General features: G+C 73.1%; 16 protein-coding genes. 6 read left to right on the plus strand and 10 right to left on the minus strand.

All coding sequences use genetic code 11. From position 1 onward, the window contains the following. Window position 1: 1 nt before the first annotated feature. Window positions 2-532, minus strand: coding sequence for a dUTP diphosphatase (gene dut, locus AMK24_RS10550; protein WP_073767413.1), 531 nt, complete (start codon window positions 530-532; stop codon window positions 2-4). Beyond that, on the minus strand, window positions 529-1,113 hold the full coding sequence (locus AMK24_RS10555; protein WP_032793197.1) for a PaaI family thioesterase: 585 nt from the start codon (window positions 1,111-1,113) through the stop codon (window positions 529-531). The genes dut and AMK24_RS10555 overlap by 4 nt, the downstream gene beginning before the upstream one ends. A gap of 58 nt (window positions 1,114-1,171) precedes the next feature. Here AMK24_RS10555 and AMK24_RS10560 point away from each other — a divergent pair, with 58 nt between their 5' ends. Then, complete coding sequence (locus AMK24_RS10560) at window positions 1,172-1,630, plus strand: DUF3093 domain-containing protein (RefSeq protein ID WP_073767415.1); 459 nt, start codon at window positions 1,172-1,174, stop codon at window positions 1,628-1,630. 67 nt (window positions 1,631-1,697) lie between these two features. Here AMK24_RS10560 and AMK24_RS10565 read toward each other — a convergent pair whose 3' ends face one another. From AMK24_RS10565 to AMK24_RS10580, 4 genes are all read right to left on the minus strand, one after another. Next, the gene (locus AMK24_RS10565) at window positions 1,698-2,651 is read right to left on the minus strand and encodes a hypothetical protein (RefSeq protein WP_073767417.1); all 954 of its coding nucleotides are present in this window, start codon (window positions 2,649-2,651) and stop codon (window positions 1,698-1,700) included. Between the two features lie 13 nt (window positions 2,652-2,664). After that, on the minus strand, window positions 2,665-2,961 hold the full coding sequence (locus AMK24_RS10570) for a DUF4193 domain-containing protein (protein ID WP_003965732.1): 297 nt from the start codon (window positions 2,959-2,961) through the stop codon (window positions 2,665-2,667). 405 nt (window positions 2,962-3,366) lie between these two features. Next, a complete protein-coding gene (locus AMK24_RS10575) occupies window positions 3,367-4,608 on the minus strand; it encodes a sensor histidine kinase (protein WP_073767419.1) in 1,242 nt (413 codons plus the stop codon). Window positions 4,609-4,613: 5 nt separating this feature from the next. After that, entirely contained in the window at window positions 4,614-5,267 is a 654-nt protein-coding gene (locus tag AMK24_RS10580; protein WP_073767421.1) for a response regulator transcription factor, read from the minus strand. Between the two features lie 394 nt (window positions 5,268-5,661). On the opposite strand from AMK24_RS10580, the gene AMK24_RS34195 reads away from it, so the two are divergent. Continuing rightward, window positions 5,662-5,835, plus strand: coding sequence for a hypothetical protein (locus AMK24_RS34195; RefSeq protein WP_199876412.1), 174 nt, complete (start codon window positions 5,662-5,664; stop codon window positions 5,833-5,835). 112 nt (window positions 5,836-5,947) lie between these two features. Here AMK24_RS34195 and AMK24_RS10585 read toward each other — a convergent pair whose 3' ends face one another. Both AMK24_RS10585 and AMK24_RS10590 read right to left on the minus strand, forming a co-directional pair. Next, on the minus strand, window positions 5,948-6,748 hold the full coding sequence (locus AMK24_RS10585; protein WP_073767423.1) for an inositol monophosphatase family protein: 801 nt from the start codon (window positions 6,746-6,748) through the stop codon (window positions 5,948-5,950). Between the two features lie 82 nt (window positions 6,749-6,830). Then, entirely contained in the window at window positions 6,831-7,958 is a 1,128-nt protein-coding gene (locus AMK24_RS10590; RefSeq protein WP_073767425.1) for a ferrochelatase, read from the minus strand. A 182-nt stretch (window positions 7,959-8,140) separates the two neighbouring features. On the opposite strand from AMK24_RS10590, the gene AMK24_RS10595 reads away from it, so the two are divergent. Next, the gene (locus AMK24_RS10595) at window positions 8,141-9,388 is read left to right on the plus strand and encodes an MFS transporter (RefSeq protein ID WP_073767428.1); all 1,248 of its coding nucleotides are present in this window, start codon (window positions 8,141-8,143) and stop codon (window positions 9,386-9,388) included. Then, window positions 9,345-10,667, plus strand: a complete 1,323-nt coding sequence (locus tag AMK24_RS10600; RefSeq protein ID WP_073767429.1) for a D-arabinono-1,4-lactone oxidase — start codon at window positions 9,345-9,347, stop codon at window positions 10,665-10,667. Before AMK24_RS10595 ends, AMK24_RS10600 begins: the two co-directional genes overlap by 44 nt. Before the next feature lie 90 nt (window positions 10,668-10,757). Here the strand turns inward: AMK24_RS10600 and AMK24_RS10605 are convergent, their stop codons facing one another. After that, window positions 10,758-11,930, minus strand: a complete 1,173-nt coding sequence (locus tag AMK24_RS10605) for a hypothetical protein (RefSeq protein ID WP_079190480.1) — start codon at window positions 11,928-11,930, stop codon at window positions 10,758-10,760. A 495-nt stretch (window positions 11,931-12,425) separates the two neighbouring features. Here AMK24_RS10605 and sepH point away from each other — a divergent pair, with 495 nt between their 5' ends. Beyond that, the gene (gene sepH, locus AMK24_RS10610) at window positions 12,426-13,520 is read left to right on the plus strand and encodes a septation protein SepH (RefSeq protein WP_073768757.1); all 1,095 of its coding nucleotides are present in this window, start codon (window positions 12,426-12,428) and stop codon (window positions 13,518-13,520) included. A gap of 84 nt (window positions 13,521-13,604) precedes the next feature. Here sepH and AMK24_RS10615 read toward each other — a convergent pair whose 3' ends face one another. Then, window positions 13,605-14,435, minus strand: a complete 831-nt coding sequence (locus tag AMK24_RS10615; protein WP_073767431.1) for a sulfurtransferase — start codon at window positions 14,433-14,435, stop codon at window positions 13,605-13,607. Window positions 14,436-14,671: 236 nt separating this feature from the next. Here AMK24_RS10615 and AMK24_RS10620 point away from each other — a divergent pair, with 236 nt between their 5' ends. Continuing rightward, window positions 14,672-15,463 (plus strand): VOC family protein, encoded by a 792-nt coding sequence (locus tag AMK24_RS10620; protein ID WP_073767432.1) that lies wholly within the window; start codon window positions 14,672-14,674, stop codon window positions 15,461-15,463. Window positions 15,464-15,505: the final 42 nt, after the last annotated feature.

Raw genomic sequence — 15,505 nt, forward strand, 5'->3', positions numbered from 1 at the left:
GTCACTGTCCTTCCCGGTCGGATACGACCGAAGCGTAGCTGTTCCCACCGTGGGTGATCCCGCCCTCGGCGCCGTCCACCGACGCATGGCCGCCGGTGGACCCGAAGCCCCCTTCGGCCCGCGCCGAGCCGGGAAGCTCCGCCACCTCGTGGAAGCGCACCTTCTCGACCTGCTGGACAACCAGTTGGGCAATCCGGTCGAACCGTTCGAATCGCACGCTCTCGCGTGGATCGAGGTTGACCACGATCACCTTGATCTCCCCACGGTACCCGGCGTCAACCGTCCCCGGGGCATTCACGAGGGCCACTCCGCAGCGGGCCGCGAGGCCGGAGCGGGGGTGCACGAACGCGGCGTACCCGTCGGGCAGGGCGATCGCGACCCCGGTGGGGAGCACCGCGCGCTCGCCGGGAGCGAGTTCGGCGGCCTCGGTGGTGACCAGGTCGGCCCCGGCGTCGCCCGGGTGCCCGTACGCCGGAATCGGCGCTTCCGGGTCGAGGAGGCGGATCAGTACGTCGACGGGGGCGCGGGTCACGGGTTCACCTCGAACGCGCGGGCCCGGCGGACCTGGTCCGGGTCGGACATGGCCGCCCGGATCTCGGCGGGCCGGCCGTTGTCGATGAAGTGGTCGACCTTGACCTCGATGAAGAGGGCGTCGGCGCGGACCGCGACGGGCCCGTCGGGGCCGCCGATCCGGCCGGTGGCGGTGGAGTAGATCTTCCGGCCGTGCACGGCGGTGATCCGGGCGTCGAGGTGCAGCACGGTGTCCACGGGGACGGGGCGCACGAAGTCGGTCTCCAGCCGTCCGGTCACCGCGATCGTGCGCAGCAGCCAGTTCAGCGAGCCGAGGGTCTCGTCCAGCGCCGTGGCGAGCACGCCGCCGTGGGCGAGGCCGGGGGCGCCCTGGTGGGCGGGCTGCACGGTGAACTCGGCGGTCACGCTCACGCCTTCGCCGGCCCGCGCCATCAGGTGCAGACCGTGCGGCTGCCCTCCGCCGCAGCCGAAACAGTGTTCGTAGTGCGCTCCGAGAAGCTCGCCGGGGGCGGGCGCGTCGGGGTGCCGGACCGGGGCGACGGCGTCGGCCGGCGGTGTCAGAGCTGCTGATGTTCCACTCACAGGCGCAGACCTTACCCGCGCGGCGATCCGCCGGTCCCGCCGTGCCAAGCTTGGTGCCATGCAGCCTTCCGCACCGCCCTTCGACGAACGTCTCACCGCGCCCCGTTCCTGGTGGTTCATCGCCTTCGGGGTCGGCATCGCCTGCGCGCTGATGCTTCTGCCGCTGGGCACCCTGCCGATGCTCGCCGGACTGGTGGGCGGCGCCGCCGCGGCGGCGGTCGTGGTGAGCAGCTACGGCTCCGCCCGGATCCGGGTGGTGGCGGGGGCGCTCGTCGCCGGGGACGCCCGGATCCCGTTGTCGGCGCTCGGCGAGGCCGAGGTGCTGAACGCGCAGGAAGCGCTGGCCTGGCGCACGCACAAGGCGGACGCGAGGGCGTTCATGCTGCTGCGCGGCTATGTGGAGACGGCGGTGCGGGTGGAGGTCATCGACCCGCAGGACCCGACGCCGTACATCTTCCTCTCCACGCGGGATCCCCGGGGTCTGGCGGCGGCGTTGAGCGCGGTCCCGGCCGCCTGAGCGGACGCCCCCGGCCCCGCCCGGGTCCGGCTCGGTGCGGGGCCTCCGCGCGAGGCCCCGCTACCGTTCAGGGGTCCTCGACCGCCTCGGGCAGCACGGCCGGGTCGGCGGGCTGCTCCAGCGGGGGCAGTGCGGGCAGCCGGTCCCACGGGACCTGGTGCTTGCGCAGGTCCTCCCGGATCCGGTCGGCGAGCTTGCGGGTGTCGCGGCGGTTCATCGTGGCGCCCACGGCGGCGCCGATCATGAACGGGAGCAGGTTGGGCAGATTGCGCGCCATGCGCTTCATGATCTGCTGGCGCAGCTCGCGCTTCATCTGGCCGCCGAGAGCGGCGTTGAGCGTGGTGGGCCGGGTGACGTCGATGCCGCGCTCCTCCGTCCACGACGTCAGGTACGCGCCGCTGCGCTGGCCGAGGTTGCCGGGCGGGCGGCGGCCGTAGACCTCGTGGAGCTCGGCGACGAGCTTCATCTCTATGGCGGCCACGCCGGTCACCTCCGCCGCCAGCTCGGCGAGCATGGCCGGCGGTACGGGCATCATGGCGGCGGCCCCGATGCCTGCGCCGACGGTCGCGGTGCCCCGGCAGGCTCCCGTGACCAGCTTGTCGGCCAGTTCCTCGGGCCCCAGCCCGGGGAACTGCCTCCGCAGCGTGGCGAGGTCGCGCACGGGCACCCGGGGCGCCGTGTCGATGATGCGGTCGGCCAGCTGGGCGGCCAGCGCCTTCGCGCCCTCCCCGCTCTTGCGCACACCCCGTTTCACCGCGTGCAGACGGCCCCCGGCCGCGGGGTCAGCCCGGTCCTGCTCTGCGGGCCGGTCCGGCAGCGGGGCCGCCCCGGCCACCTCGAGCGAGGCCGAACGGCCCCGCTCGTCGTCGGAACCGCCGGAAGGGTCCGGCGGGGTGGCGGACCGCTCGGCAGGCGCGTGAGCGCCTTCTGCCGGGCCTGTACCGCCCGTACCGTCCTGCTGTGCCTGCTGGCCGTGCCGACGCCAGGGGCGCCGCTTCCGGAACGGTGTCTCGCCTGCCACGGCCGACTCGACCTCAGTCGCAGTCGCGGCAGATGGGCTGACCGTTCTTCTCGCGGGCCAGCTGGCTGCGGTGGTGCACCAGGAAGCAGCTCATGCAGGTGAACTCGTCGGCCTGCTTGGGCAGCACCCGGACGGCCAGCTCCTCGTTGGAGAGGTCCGCGCCGGGCAGTTCCAGGCCCTCGGCCGCGTCGAACTCGTCGACGTCGACGGCGGAGGCCGTCTTGTCGCTCCGGCGCGCCTTGAGCTCCTCGAGACTGTCCTGGTCGACGTCGTCGTCGGTCTTGCGTGGGGTGTCGTAGTCCGTTGCCATGTCGCTCTCCCCCTCTTGGGTTCATACGGGTGTCTCAGCGCACGTAACGCGTGAGAGGCCGGACTTGTGCCCGACCTGAGGCGGAGATTTTGCCTCACATCAAGGTCTGTTACTCAATCGACACCCGACCGGCCGCCTCGGCGAGGCTCGGCTTGGGTGGCGATGGGGACCGTACACGGTCCCGTCGGTGCGGTTCACGGGAGCCACCCCGTGTACTTCCCGTGATAATGATCCTCGAAAACCCGGGCGTTTACCGGCTTTCCGGCAGAGTCACCGTCACGGTGCGTAGAGAGAAGAAAAATCGGCCGTGTGATCGATCACACACGGTTCGACCGGGGACGGGTCACGAAAATTCCGCCCAAAGCGAACAGGGAGATGCGGTGCGGTAACACCGCGCGCGGCTTCTCAGACCGGCAGAGTGACGCGCATCACGAGCCCCCCGCCCTCGCGGGGCTCCGCGATGATACGGCCTCCGTGGGCCCGTGCGACGGAACGCGCGATCGACAGGCCGAGCCCGACGCCCTTGTCGCTGCCCGTGCGCTCCGTACGCAACCGCCGGAAGGGCTCGAAAAGATTGTCGATCTCGTACGCCGGGACCACCGGGCCGCTGTTGGAGACGGTCAGCAGGGCCTGCCCGTGCCGGACCTCCGTGGCGACCTCCACCCACCCGTCCTCGGGCACGTTGTAGCGTACGGCGTTCTGCACGAGGTTCAGCGCGATCCGCTCCAGCAGGACCCCGTTGCCCTGGACCACGGCCGAGCCCCGCTCACCGCGGATCTCCACCTTCCTCCCCGAGGCCTCCGCCCGGGTCTGGTCGATGGCGCGCTCGGCGACCTCCGCCAGGTCCACCGGTTTGCGCTCGACGATCTGGTTGTCGCTGCGGGCCAGCAGCAGCAGGCCCTCGACCAGCTGCTCGCTGCGCTCGTTGGTGGCCAGGAGGGTCTTGCCGAGCTGATGGAGCTCCGGCGGGGCCTCCGGGTCGGAGAGGTGGACCTCCAGCAGGGTGCGGTTGATCGCCAGCGGGGTGCGCAGCTCGTGCGAGGCGTTGCCGACGAACCGCTGCTGGGCGGTGAACGCCCGCTCCAGCCGGTCCAGCATGTCGTCGAAGGTGTCCGCCAGCTCCTTCAGCTCGTCGTCCGGGCCGTCCAGCTCGATCCGACGGGTGAGGTCCGTCCCGGCCACCCGGCGCGCGGTCCGGGTGATCCGCCCGAGCGGGGACAGGACGCGTCCGGCCATGGCGTAGCCGAAGGCGAAGGCGATCACGCTGAGGCCGACCAGGGCGAGGAGCGAACGGTTGAGCAGCGTGTCCAGGGCGTGCCGGCGCTGGGTGGCCGTGCACGCCTTGATCGTCTCGTTCACCTGGTCGATGTTGGTGGCGGAAGCGAGCTGCGGGCAGGCGTCGCTGGCGATCAGCACATTGGTCCCGCCGACCTTGAGCTCCAGGCTTCCCGCGTCGTGCAGAGCCTGCGCGGCCAGCATGTAGATGATCGACAGGAGCACGATGCCGGCGATCAGGAACATCCCGCCGTACAGCAGCGTGAGCCGTATCCGGATGGTGGGGCGCAGCCAGGGGTACGGGGGCTCGTGCTGTTTGGGCTCCCAGGTGGGCTTCGGAGGCGCCGCGGGGGGCTCCGGGGTGGTGACCATGGTCCTCAGATCCGGTATCCGGAGCCCGGCACGGTGACGATGACGGGCGGTTCGCCGAGCTTGCGGCGGAGCGTCATCACCGTGACCCGCACCACGTTGGTGAAGGGATCGGTGTTCTCGTCCCAGGCCTTCTCCAGCAGCTGTTCCGCCGAGACGACCGCCCCCTCGCTGCGCATCAGGACCTCCAGCACCGCGAACTCCTTCGGGGCGAGCTGGATCTCCACGTCGTCGCGGAAGACCTCGCGGCGGTTCGGATCGAGCTTGATGCCGGCGCGCTCCAGGACGGGCGGCAGCGCCACCGTCGTACGGCGGCCCAGCGCGCGCACCCGGGCGGTCAGCTCGCTGAAGGCGAAAGGCTTGGGCAGGTAGTCGTCCGCGCCCAGCTCCAGGCCCTCCACCCGGTCGCTGACGTCGCCGGACGCGGTGAGCATGAGCACCCGGGTGGGCATCCCCAGCTCGACGACCCGGCGGCAGACGTCGTCCCCGTGCACCACCGGGAGGTCCCGGTCCAGCACGACGACGTCGTAGTCGTTGACCCCGATGCGCTCCAGGGCCGCGGCTCCGTCGTAGACGACGTCGACGGCCATGGCCTCCCGGCGCAGTCCGGTGGCCACCGCATCGGCGAGCAGCTGCTCGTCCTCGACGACGAGTACGCGCACGGCGCAGTCCTTCCTTCGGTCCTTCGATGGGTTCACGGAGCGAGCGGCCCCGCGGGGGCCGCCCGGACGCGGGCAGCGACGCCCACTGTGTGATCCCATCCTGCCCGCAACGCGCATAAACCGGCGGTAAGGCGGCGGGAGGCCCGGCCGCCCGCCGGGCCTCCCGCGCACCGTCCCCCGGGAAAGCGCCGGATTTACGGAGCAGTTGAGGTTTCTCTGAGGCTGGGCATGGGGATGAGGGGTTCACACCCGCGATCACGCCTGCCACGTGGCATCCCACGGCCCGCTCTTCTTTCCCCCGAGCAGCGGCGCGATCACCCGCTCCTCCGGCTCTCCGGCCGGGGGGATCCCGGGCACACCCCCGTGCCACCGACCCACGATGAGGGGGCGCATCATGGACGCTTTCACCGCAGGTCTGCTGCACCGCATCAAGACGACCGAGTCCGACCTCACGCGGGCGCGCGAGGACGGCGACGACTTCCTCGCGGACGTCGAGCAGGGCGAGCTGGACGATCTTCACCGTCTCGCCGCCGAGCACGGCGTGAACATCGGCGCCACCACCGTCTGAGCCGCACGCCAGGGGGCCCCGGACACCGTCATGGTGTCCGGGGCCCCCTGGCGTGTGCGGCGCCCGCAGACCCCTCGCCGGGGCCTTTCCGGCGCGCCTGCCGTGCGCCGCGTCAGTCGTGCCAGGCGCCCAGTTCCTCCAGGGCGGCCTGGAGCGGCTCGAAGACGCCCGGGACGGCGGCCACCGTGAGGTCGCCGTCGGCGGGCAGCCCGGGACGCCCGCCGGTCAGCGCGCCCGCCTCCCGGGCGATGAGGTCGCCCGCGGCCAGGTCCCAGGGGTGCAGCCCGCGCTCGTAGTAGCCGTCGAGACGGCCCGCCGCCACATCGCAGAGGTCGATGGCGGCCGAGCCGCCGCGCCGGATGTCCCGGAGCCTGGGGATCAGCCGCCGGGCCACGTCCGCCTGGTGGGTGCGGACGCGGGTGACGTAGTTGAAGCCGGTCGAGACGAGGGCCTGGTCCAGCGGCGGGGCGGGCCGGCAGCGCAGTGCCTCGCCGTTCGCGAACGCGCCGCCGCCCAGGACCGCCTGGAAGGTCTCCCGGCGCATCGGGGCCTCGACGACGCCCACCACCCGCTCGCCGTCGCGTTCGGCGGCGATGGAGACGGCCCAGGTCGGCAGCCCGTAGAGGTAGTTCACCGTGCCGTCGAGCGGGTCGATGACCCAGCGGATGCCGGTGGTGCCCGGGGAGCCGGCGCCCTCCTCCCCCAAGAAGCCGTCGTCGGGGCGGAAGTCGGAGAGGTAGCCGGTGATCAGCTTCTCGGCGGCGATGTCCATCTCGGTGACCACGTCGATGGGGCTGGACTTGGTCGCCGCCACCCCCAGGTCGGCCGGACGGCCGTCGCGCAGCAGGGCTCCGGCGCGGCGGGCCGCCTCCAGGGCGAGGTCGAGCAGTTCGGAGAGGTCGGGGTCGGTCACGGTGCTCCCAGGTGATCGGTGCGCACGGGCGGGCGGGCGACGCGTGGTCGTACGGACCAGGCATACGGACTAGGCGTACGGACTAGGCGTACGGGCTGTCCGCACCCGCCGCGGCCGGCTTCGGAGTCCTGGCGGGGCAGCAGCCGACCGGGCAGAGGTCGTGGGAGGGCCCCAGGGCCCCCAGCGCGCAGCGCTCCACCGCCCGGCCGCGCTCGCTCGCGGCGCGCTCCAGGAGCAGGTCCCGCACGGCGGCGGCGAAACGGGGGTCGTCGCCGACGGTGGCGGAGCGGCGGACCGGCAGTCCGAGCTCGGCGGCCTTGGCCTTCGCCTCGGTGTCGAGGTCGTACAGGACCTCCATGTGGTCGGAGACGAAGCCGATGGGCGCCATCACGACCGCGGGGACGCCCTCGCCGTGCAGGGTCTCCAGGTGGTCGCAGATGTCGGGCTCCAGCCACGGGATGTGCGGGGCGCCGCTGCGGGACTGGTAGACGAGCTGCCAGGGATGCTCGACGCCGGTCTCGGCGCGCACCGCCTCGACGATCAGCCGGGCCACGTCGAGGTGCTCGGCGACGTACGCGCCGCCTTCGCCGTGCGCCTCCGCGGGGCCCGAGGCGTCGGCGGCGGAGGTCGGGATGGAGTGGGTGGTGAACGCGATGTGCGCGTCGGCGCGGACGTCCTCGGGGAGGTCGGCGAGCGAGGCGAGGACGCCGTCCACCATGGGCTCCACGAAGCCCGGGTGGTTGAAGTAGTGCCGCAGCTTGTCCACCCGGGGGGGCTCCAGCCCTTCGTCCTCCAGGGCGGCCAGCGACTCGGCGAGGTTCTCGCGGTACTGGCGGCAGCCGGAGTACGAGGCGTAGGCGCTGGTGGCGAGGACGGCGATCCGGCGGTGGCCGTCCTCGGTCATCTCGCGCAGGACGTCGGTCAGGTACGGCGCCCAGTTGCGGTTGCCCCAGTAGACCGGCAGGTCCAGGGCGTGGTCGGCGAAGTCCTTGCGCAGCGCGTCGAGCAGGGCGCGGTTCTGCGCGTTGATCGGGCTGACTCCGCCGAAGAGGAAGTAGTGCTTGCCGACCTCCTTCAGGCGTTCCTCGGGGATGCCCCGGCCGCGGGTCACGTTCGCCAGGAACGGGACCACGTCGTCCGGGCCTTCGGGGCCGCCGAAGGAGAGCAGCAACAGGGCGTCGTAGGGAGCGGGATCGCGCAGATCGGACATGGCATCGATCCTGCCACCCCCCTCGGACAGGGCGCCCACCGACATCCGACGCCCTGTCGGGAAAGCGCGGGGGCGCGGCGGGGAGCCCCCGCGGCGCCCGGAAAGCGGTGTCCGGTCCGGCCGCCCGGCCCGTAAGCTGTGTCGGTCGACTACACGCATGACAGGCACGACCGGAGTACCCCTTGCCCAGCCCCTACCGCGCCATCTTCTCCGCCCCCGGCACCAAGGGTTTCTCCGCCGCGGGGTTCTTCGGCCGGATGCCGCTGTCCATGATGGGCATCGGCGTCGTGACGATGATCTCCCAGCTCACCGGTCGCTACGGGCTGGCCGGGGCGCTGTCGGCGACCCTGGCGATGTCGGCCGCGGTCTGCGGCCCCCAGGTCTCCCGGCTGGTCGACCGCCACGGTCAGCGCCGGGTGCTGCGCCCGGTCACGCTGGTGGCGGTGGCGGCGGTCGGGGGCCTGCTGATCTGTGCCCAGCAGGGGATGCCGGAGTGGACGCTGTTCGTCTTCTCGGCGGGCGCGGGCTGCGTGCCGAGCGTGGGGTCGATGGTCCGGTCCCGCTGGGCGGAGATCTACCGGGGCTCCGGACGGGACCTGCACACCGCGTACGCGTGGGAGTCGATCGTCGACGAGGTGTGCTTCATCTTCGGTCCGATCATCTCCATCGGGCTGTCCACCGCCTGGTTCCCGGAGGCGGGGCCGCTGATCGCCGCCGGTTTCCTGCTGGTCGGCGTCTTCTGGCTGACGGCGCAGCGCGCCACCGAACCGGTACCGCACCCGAAGTCGCAGCACACCGGGGGCTCGGCGCTGCGCTCGCGGGGGCTCCAGGTCCTGGTGGCCACCTTCGTGGCGACGGGAGCGATCTTCGGGGCCGTGGACGTGGTGACCGTGGCCTTCGCCGAGGAGCGCGGGCACAAGTCCGCGGCGTCCCTGGTGCTGGCCGTCTACGCGCTCGGTTCGTGTCTCGCCGGCGCGGTGTTCGGGCTGCTGCACCTGAAGGGGAGGCCCGCGATCAGGTGGCTGGTGGGTGTCCTCGCGATGGCCGTGAGTATGATCCCCCTCCAACTGGCCGGGAACCTTCCGTTGCTGGCCGTGGCGCTCTTTGTCGCGGGCCTCGCCGTCGCACCCACGATGGTCACCACCATGGCCCTCGTCGAAGCGCACGTACCGCGCACCAAGCTGACCGAGGGCATGACCTGGACCAGTACCGGGCTCGCGGTCGGAGTGGCGCTGGGCTCCTCGGCCGCCGGCTGGGTGGTCGACGCCGCCGGGGCGGAGGCGGGGTACGCGGTGCCCGTCGCGGCGGGAGCGCTCGCGGCGGTGGTGGCGTTCCTGGGATACCGCCGGCTGGCCGGGCCGGCTACGACGGGAGGGCGCGGGGAAGATGACCGACACCTACGCACGGACGAAGACGAGCACGTGGCATAACTGGGCGGGTACCGTCACCGCCCGGCCCGCCCGCACCGAGTCCCCCGCGTCCGTGGACGAGCTCGCGGACGTGGTGCGCAGAGCGGGCGCGGACGGCCTGAAGGTGAAGCCGGTGGGTTCGGGCCACTCCTTCACGGCGACGGCCGCCACCGACGGGGTGCTGATACGCCCCGACCTGCTCACCGGAATCCGGGACGTCGACCGTGAGGCGATGACCGTGACGGTGGAGGCCGGAACCCCGCTCAAGCGGCTCAACACCGCACTCGCCCGCGAGGGGCTGTCGCTCACCAACATGGGCGACATCATGGAGCAGACCATCGCCGGGGCCACCTCCACCGGCACCCACGGCACGGGCCGGGACTCGGCGTCGATATCCGCGCAGATCCGGGCGCTGGAGCTGGTGACCGCGGACGGCACCGTGCTGGTCTGCTCGGCCGAGCAGAACCCGGAGATCTTCGCCGCGGCCCGGATCGGCCTCGGCGCCCTCGGGGTGATCACCGCCGTGACCCTCGCCGTGGAGCCGATCTTCCTGCTGACGGCCCGTGAGGAGCCGATGGGCTTCGACCGGGTCACCTCGGACTTCGACGAGCTCGTGGCCGAGAACGAGCACTTCGAGTTCTACTGGTTCCCGCACACCGGGAACTGCACCACCAAGCGCAACAACCGCAGCGCCGGGCCGGCCGCCCCTCCCGGGAAGGTGCGCAGCTGGGTCGACGACGAGCTGCTGTCCAACGGGGTCTTCCAGGTCGCCTGTTCGCTGGGGCGCGCGGTCCCGGCGACGATCCCCTCGATCGCCAGGCTCTCCAGCCGGGCGCTGTCCTCGCGTACGTACACCGACATCCCCTACAAGGTCTTCACCAGCCCGCGCCGGGTGCGGTTCGTGGAGATGGAGTACGCCGTGCCGCGCGAGCAGGCCGTGGCGGCGCTGCGGGAGCTGAAGGCCATGGTCGAACGCTCTCCGCTGAAGATCAGCTTTCCGGTCGAGGTACGCACCGCTCCGGCCGACGACATGACCCTGTCCACCGCGTCGGGCCGGGACAGCGCGTACATCGCCGTCCACCTGTACCGGGGCACGCCCCACCGCTCGTACTTCACCGCGGTCGAGCGGATCATGACCGCGCACGGGGGCCGGCCGCACTGGGGCAAGATCCACACCCGGGACGCGGCCTACTTCTCCGAGGTCTACCCGCGCTTCGGCGAGTTCACCGCGCTGCGCGACCGGCTGGACCCGGACCGCATGTTCGGCAACGACTACCTGCGGCGCGTGCTCGGCGACTGAGCCCTCCCGGCTTTCGGTACGCGCTCGGCCCCGGCCCCCTCCGTCGGGAGGGGGCCGGGGCCGAGGCGCGTCGTACGGCCGGCGCTCCGGTCACTCGGTGGCGTCGGCGGGCGGACCCTGCTCGCCCTGCCCGGCGCCGGCGCCGGGGTCGGCCGGGGGCTCGCCGGTGCCCGCGTCGCCGGGGGCCGAGGGGGTGGGCTGCGTCGGGCCGGGGGCGGTCCCGCCGCCGGTCCCGGAGGGCGTCGGGGTGGGGGTGGGCCCGGTGGTGGGCCTCTCGCTCCCGGTTCCCGTGCCGGGGTCCGGGCTCGTGCCGCTGCCGTCGCCGCCGTCCGTGGCGGGGGCCGAACCGGTGGAGGCGCCGGGGGACGGGCGGCGGTCGTCCGCTCCGCCGTCCCGGTCGGCGTCCTCGGAGGGCGCGGGGTCGGCGGGGCCGGAGTCCCGGTCGCCGCCGCCGCGCACCACTGAGCTGAGGGTGGTGCCCTGGCCGCCGCTGAGGTCGTTGCCCGAGACGACCTCGAACACGGTGATCCCGGCCATGGAGACGGCGAAGACCGCGGCGGCGGCGAGCGCGGGCCGTTTCCAGCCGCGCAGCCGGGTGCCGTGCGTCACGCCCTCGCCGAACTCCTCGTCGGGGCCGGCCGGGGCCGTTCCGCCCTGCGGCGCCGGCCGCGTGCGGACGTCGTTCCGCCGCAGCATCCGCGTACGGTCGTCCTCGGCTCCAGCACCGCGGGCCGGGCCTCCGCCCGGCGGGGGGACGCGGAGCATCCGGGTCCGCGCGTCACCGAGGTCGAGCAGCTGGGTGCGGTCGGAGTCCGCGACGGGGGCGAGCAGGTGCGTGCTCTCCGCGTCCGGGACCACCTCCGGTACCGCCCCGGGGTCCACCGTCGGCAGCACGGTGGTGGCGTCCTCGGCCGGATCCGGATCCGGATCCGGACCGGAGCGCCGTGCGGCGGCGGATCGGCGCCCGGCGGGCGTCGTCTCCTTGGTGTGCACCGTCACCTGGCGGCCCTCCGGGTGGACCACCTGGACCGTCACCTCGCGGATCTGCTCGCCCGTGCGGCGGAAGAAGTGCTGGAAGACCGAGCCGCCACAGGTGGCGACGACGCTCATCACGCCCGCCCCGGCGATCGTGCCGTACACCCCCAGTTGTGAGGCGGCCACCGCCGCCGCGACGGCGGCCACAGCGCTCCCGGCGACCTGCGGGAGACTCAGATCTATGCGCTTTTCCTTCTGTTCTGCGTCGCTTTCCGGCTTCTGAACCATTACCAGCCCCTGCTTGACATCTCTCCCACCATGCACCAGGAAGGGACAAATGAGCGAAGCGGATAGTTCCGTTTCCGGGGATTGTGTGAAGCACAACACGCATCAGGGGCATTTCGCGGCGGACCGGGTACGTCAACTCCCGCACCGCCCGAGAACTTCGGCGGCGCGCCGGTCCACCCCGGTGGCCCGAATGGAGTACTGTGACGAGCCCTGGGGCGGACTCCGACGTGGGATTCCGCAGCCACCGGAGGGGGCCGACGGCGGCGCCCGAGCCGGTGGTTTCAAGGCATCGCACGGATGCTCGCTGCACAAGGCGGCCAAATCGGTCACTTTGGGTCGCAATGGGCAACCGTGCCATGGCGGCACACCAGGACGAGCGCCCGACACGCCGGGCAACTTGGCAAGGTTGTGGCAGGCTGCACCCGGGCAGGTCACACTCGACTAGCGGAAGCAGCGACGCACGTGACGTCGGCAGGCACCACCCGGGAGGTCCCCATGCCCGAACTGCGTGTCGTGGCCGTCTCCAACGACGGCACACGACTGGTGCTCAAGGCTGCGGACAGCACGGAGTACACGCTTCCGATCGATGAGCGGCTGCGCGCCGCCGTGCGCAACGACCGCGCCCGGCTCGGCCAGATCGAGATCGAGGTGGAGAGCCACCTCCGGCCGCGCGACATCCAGGCCCGCATACGAGCCGGCGCCTCCGCGGAGGAGGTCGCCCAGTTCGCGGGCATCCCCGTCGACCGTGTACGCCGCTTCGAGGGCCCCGTGCTCGCGGAGCGCGCCTTCATGGCCGAGCGGGCCCGGAAGACTCCTGTGCGCCGTCCCGGCGAGAACACCGGCCCCCAGCTCGGCGAGGCGGTGCAGGAGCGTCTCCTGCTGCGCGGCGCCGACAAGGAGACCGTCCAGTGGGATTCCTGGCGCCGCGACGACGGCACCTGGGAGGTCCTGCTCGTCTACCGGGTCGCGGGCGAACCGCACTCGGCGAGCTGGACGTACGACCCGCCCCGGCGGCTGGTCCAGGCCGTGGACGACGAGGCGCGCTCGCTGATCGGCGAGACCGACGACGCCGCACCCGAGCCCAGCTTCCCGTTCGTGCCCCGGATCGCCCGCCTGCCGCGCGACCGGCCGCTGGACCGCAGCCTCGACCGGCAGATCGATCGCGACCGCCCGATGGACCGGGCCCTGGACCGGCAGATCGAGCGGCCCGCCCCGGCCTCCGAACCCGAGGAGTACGTGAGCAGCGCCTCGGCCGGTGAGCGCGACTCGCTGACCAGTCTGCTGGAGGCGGTACCGAGCTTCCGCGGCGACATGGTGGTGCCCGAGCGGCCCGCGCAGCCCGAGCCCCCCGCGCTGGAACCGGCGGAGGAGGCGGAGGCGGACGAGCCGCCGGCCGCGGCCGCTTCGGCCGGGGCCGGCTCCGCGTACGCGGATGTGCTGATGCCCCGGGCGGTGGCCGGTCACCGGGACCGGCTGACCGGGACGACGGACCGTCAGGCCGAGGCGGACGGGGTGCGGCCGGGCCGCCGGGCCGCGGTGCCGAGCTGGGACGAGATCGTCTTCGGCACCCGGCGCAAGAAGCAGGACTGACCGGGAATGACGACCGGCGGGGGCGGGAACGGAACGCGGATGCGCACCGGTCCCGCCCTCTCGTCGTCTCCGGGGGCCGCGGCGTTACCGGGGGTCGGGCCCCGTGGCGACCGGCCGGGAGGGGTCCGAGGACCACTCGGACCAGGAGCCGGGGTACAGGATGCCCGTGAAGCCCGCGATCTCCAGGGCCAGCACCTGGTGCGCGCCGGAGACCCCCGAGCCGCAGTAGACGCCCACGCCGTCGGGGCTGCCCTGCGCGCCCAGTCGGGCGAACCGGGCGGCGAGTCGCTCGGCCGGGAGATAGCGCCCGTCCGCGTCGACGTTCTCGGTGGTCGGCGCGGAGACGGCGCCCGGGATGTGGCCGCCGACCCGGTCGATCGGCTCCACGTCGCCGCGGTAGCGCTCCGCCGCCCGCGCGTCGAGCAGCAGACCCGACCGGGCGAAGGCCGCCGCGCCTTCCGCGTCCAGGGTGGGCAGGGCCCCGGGTTCCGGCCGGAAATCGCCCTCGACGGGGTGCGGGACCTCGGTGGAGAGGTCGCCCGTCCAGGCGGCGAGCCCGCCGTCCAGCACGCGTACGTTCCGGTGCCCGGCCCAGCGCAGCAGCCACCAGGCCCGCGCCGCGGCCCAGCCCTGGCCGCCGTCGTACACCACGACGGGGGTGTCCTGACCGACTCCGGCCCGGCGCATCGCGGCCCCGAAGACCTCCGGGTCCGGAAGGGGGTGGCGGCCGCCGTCGCCCGCCGGGGCGGCGAGGTCCTCGTCGAGGTCCACGAAGACGGCTCCGGGCAGGTGCCCGGCCTCGTAGTCGGCGCGGCCGTGCGGTCCGCCGAGCTGCCAGCGGACGTCCAGGAGTACGGGCGGGCGCGGCCCGGCCGACTCGCTCGCACATGCGGATGCGGTGATGATGGGCTTCATGGGTGCCATCCTCGCGCAGCGCACCGGGCGCCCATGACCACCGAGGACAGGACGGCCGGCGGGAACCCGGCCGTCCTTCGCCGAGAACCCGGACGACGCGGCGCGGCCGGTGCGCTCCCCGCGCCGGGGGGTGCGAGCATCTGCACGGGGCACGCGGGCCCCGCCCCGACCCGGGGCGGCACGCCCGCCCCCTTCCCCCGTACGGCCACCACAACGGTCCGAGGAGAGAAAGAACGATGACCGAGGCCCCCGCCCGGCGTACGCCCGGAACACCTTGCTGGGTGAGTCTGATCGTGCACGGCCTGACCGCGACCCAGGAGTTCTACGGAGCCCTGTTCGACTGGGAGTTCCTGCCGGGCCCCGATCAGCTGGGCCCCTATGTCCGCGGACTGCTGCACGGCGAGGAGGTCGCGGGCGTCGGCCAGCTGCCGCCCGACCGGCATCTCCCGATCGCCTGGACCACCTACCTCGCCACGGACGACGCCGACGCCACCGCGGAGGCCGTCCGCTCCTGCGGCGGGACGGTCGCGGTCGGTCCGTTGGACGCGGGCGAGGCGGGGCGGCTCGCCATCGCCTCGGACCCGAGCGGGGCGGTCTTCGGCATCTGGCAGGGGTCGGAGCACATCGGCACGATGACGGCGGGCGTGCCCGGCACCCCTGTCTGGAACGAGCTGGTGACGCGGGAGACGTCGACGGTCGCGAAGTTCTACCAGACGGTCTTCGGCTACGAGACGGAGGCGGTCCTCTCGGCCGACTTCGACTACCAGACCCTGCACCTGGACGGCGTCCCGGTGGCGGCGCTGCACGGGGTCGGCCACGCACTGCCGCGCGACCGGGGACCGCACTGGATGACGTACTTCGAGGTCGCCGACACCGATCTGGCGGCCGTTCGGGTGGTGGAGCTGGGCGGTCGCGTCCTGCAGCCGCCGCGCGAGGCGTCGAGCGGCCGGCTGGCGACGGTCGCGGATCCGGAGGGCGCCGTGTTCACCATCGTCAGGTCGAACGGGAGCGACGCGTTCGGGCGGTGAGGGCCGGACGTGCCGGGCCGCCCGCCGTGTAGGGCCGGGCGT

It is taken from the genome of Streptomyces sp. CB02366 (genome assembly GCF_001905905.1).
GTDB lineage: Bacteria > Actinomycetota > Actinomycetes > Streptomycetales > Streptomycetaceae > Streptomyces.

What these genes read in the sequence shown, in the direction of transcription:
- AMK24_RS10560 (WP_073767415.1), top strand. Translation starts at nt 1,172, where the DNA reads ATGCAGCCTTCCGCACCGCCCTTCGACGAACGTCTCACCGCGCCCCGT.
- AMK24_RS10570 (WP_003965732.1), bottom strand. Translation starts at nt 2,961, where the DNA reads ATGGCAACGGACTACGACACCCCACGCAAGACCGACGACGACGTCGAC.
- AMK24_RS10575 (WP_073767419.1), bottom strand. Translation starts at nt 4,608, where the DNA reads ATGGTCACCACCCCGGAGCCCCCCGCGGCGCCTCCGAAGCCCACCTGG.
- AMK24_RS34195 (WP_199876412.1), top strand. Translation starts at nt 5,662, where the DNA reads ATGGACGCTTTCACCGCAGGTCTGCTGCACCGCATCAAGACGACCGAG.
- AMK24_RS10590 (WP_073767425.1), bottom strand. Translation starts at nt 7,958, where the DNA reads ATGTCCGATCTGCGCGATCCCGCTCCCTACGACGCCCTGTTGCTGCTC.
- AMK24_RS10600 (WP_073767429.1), top strand. Translation starts at nt 9,345, where the DNA reads ATGACCGACACCTACGCACGGACGAAGACGAGCACGTGGCATAACTGG.
- AMK24_RS10605 (WP_079190480.1), bottom strand. Translation starts at nt 11,930, where the DNA reads ATGGTTCAGAAGCCGGAAAGCGACGCAGAACAGAAGGAAAAGCGCATA.
- sepH (WP_073768757.1), top strand. Translation starts at nt 12,426, where the DNA reads ATGCCCGAACTGCGTGTCGTGGCCGTCTCCAACGACGGCACACGACTG.
- AMK24_RS10615 (WP_073767431.1), bottom strand. Translation starts at nt 14,435, where the DNA reads ATGAAGCCCATCATCACCGCATCCGCATGTGCGAGCGAGTCGGCCGGG.
- AMK24_RS10620 (WP_073767432.1), top strand. Translation starts at nt 14,672, where the DNA reads ATGACCGAGGCCCCCGCCCGGCGTACGCCCGGAACACCTTGCTGGGTG.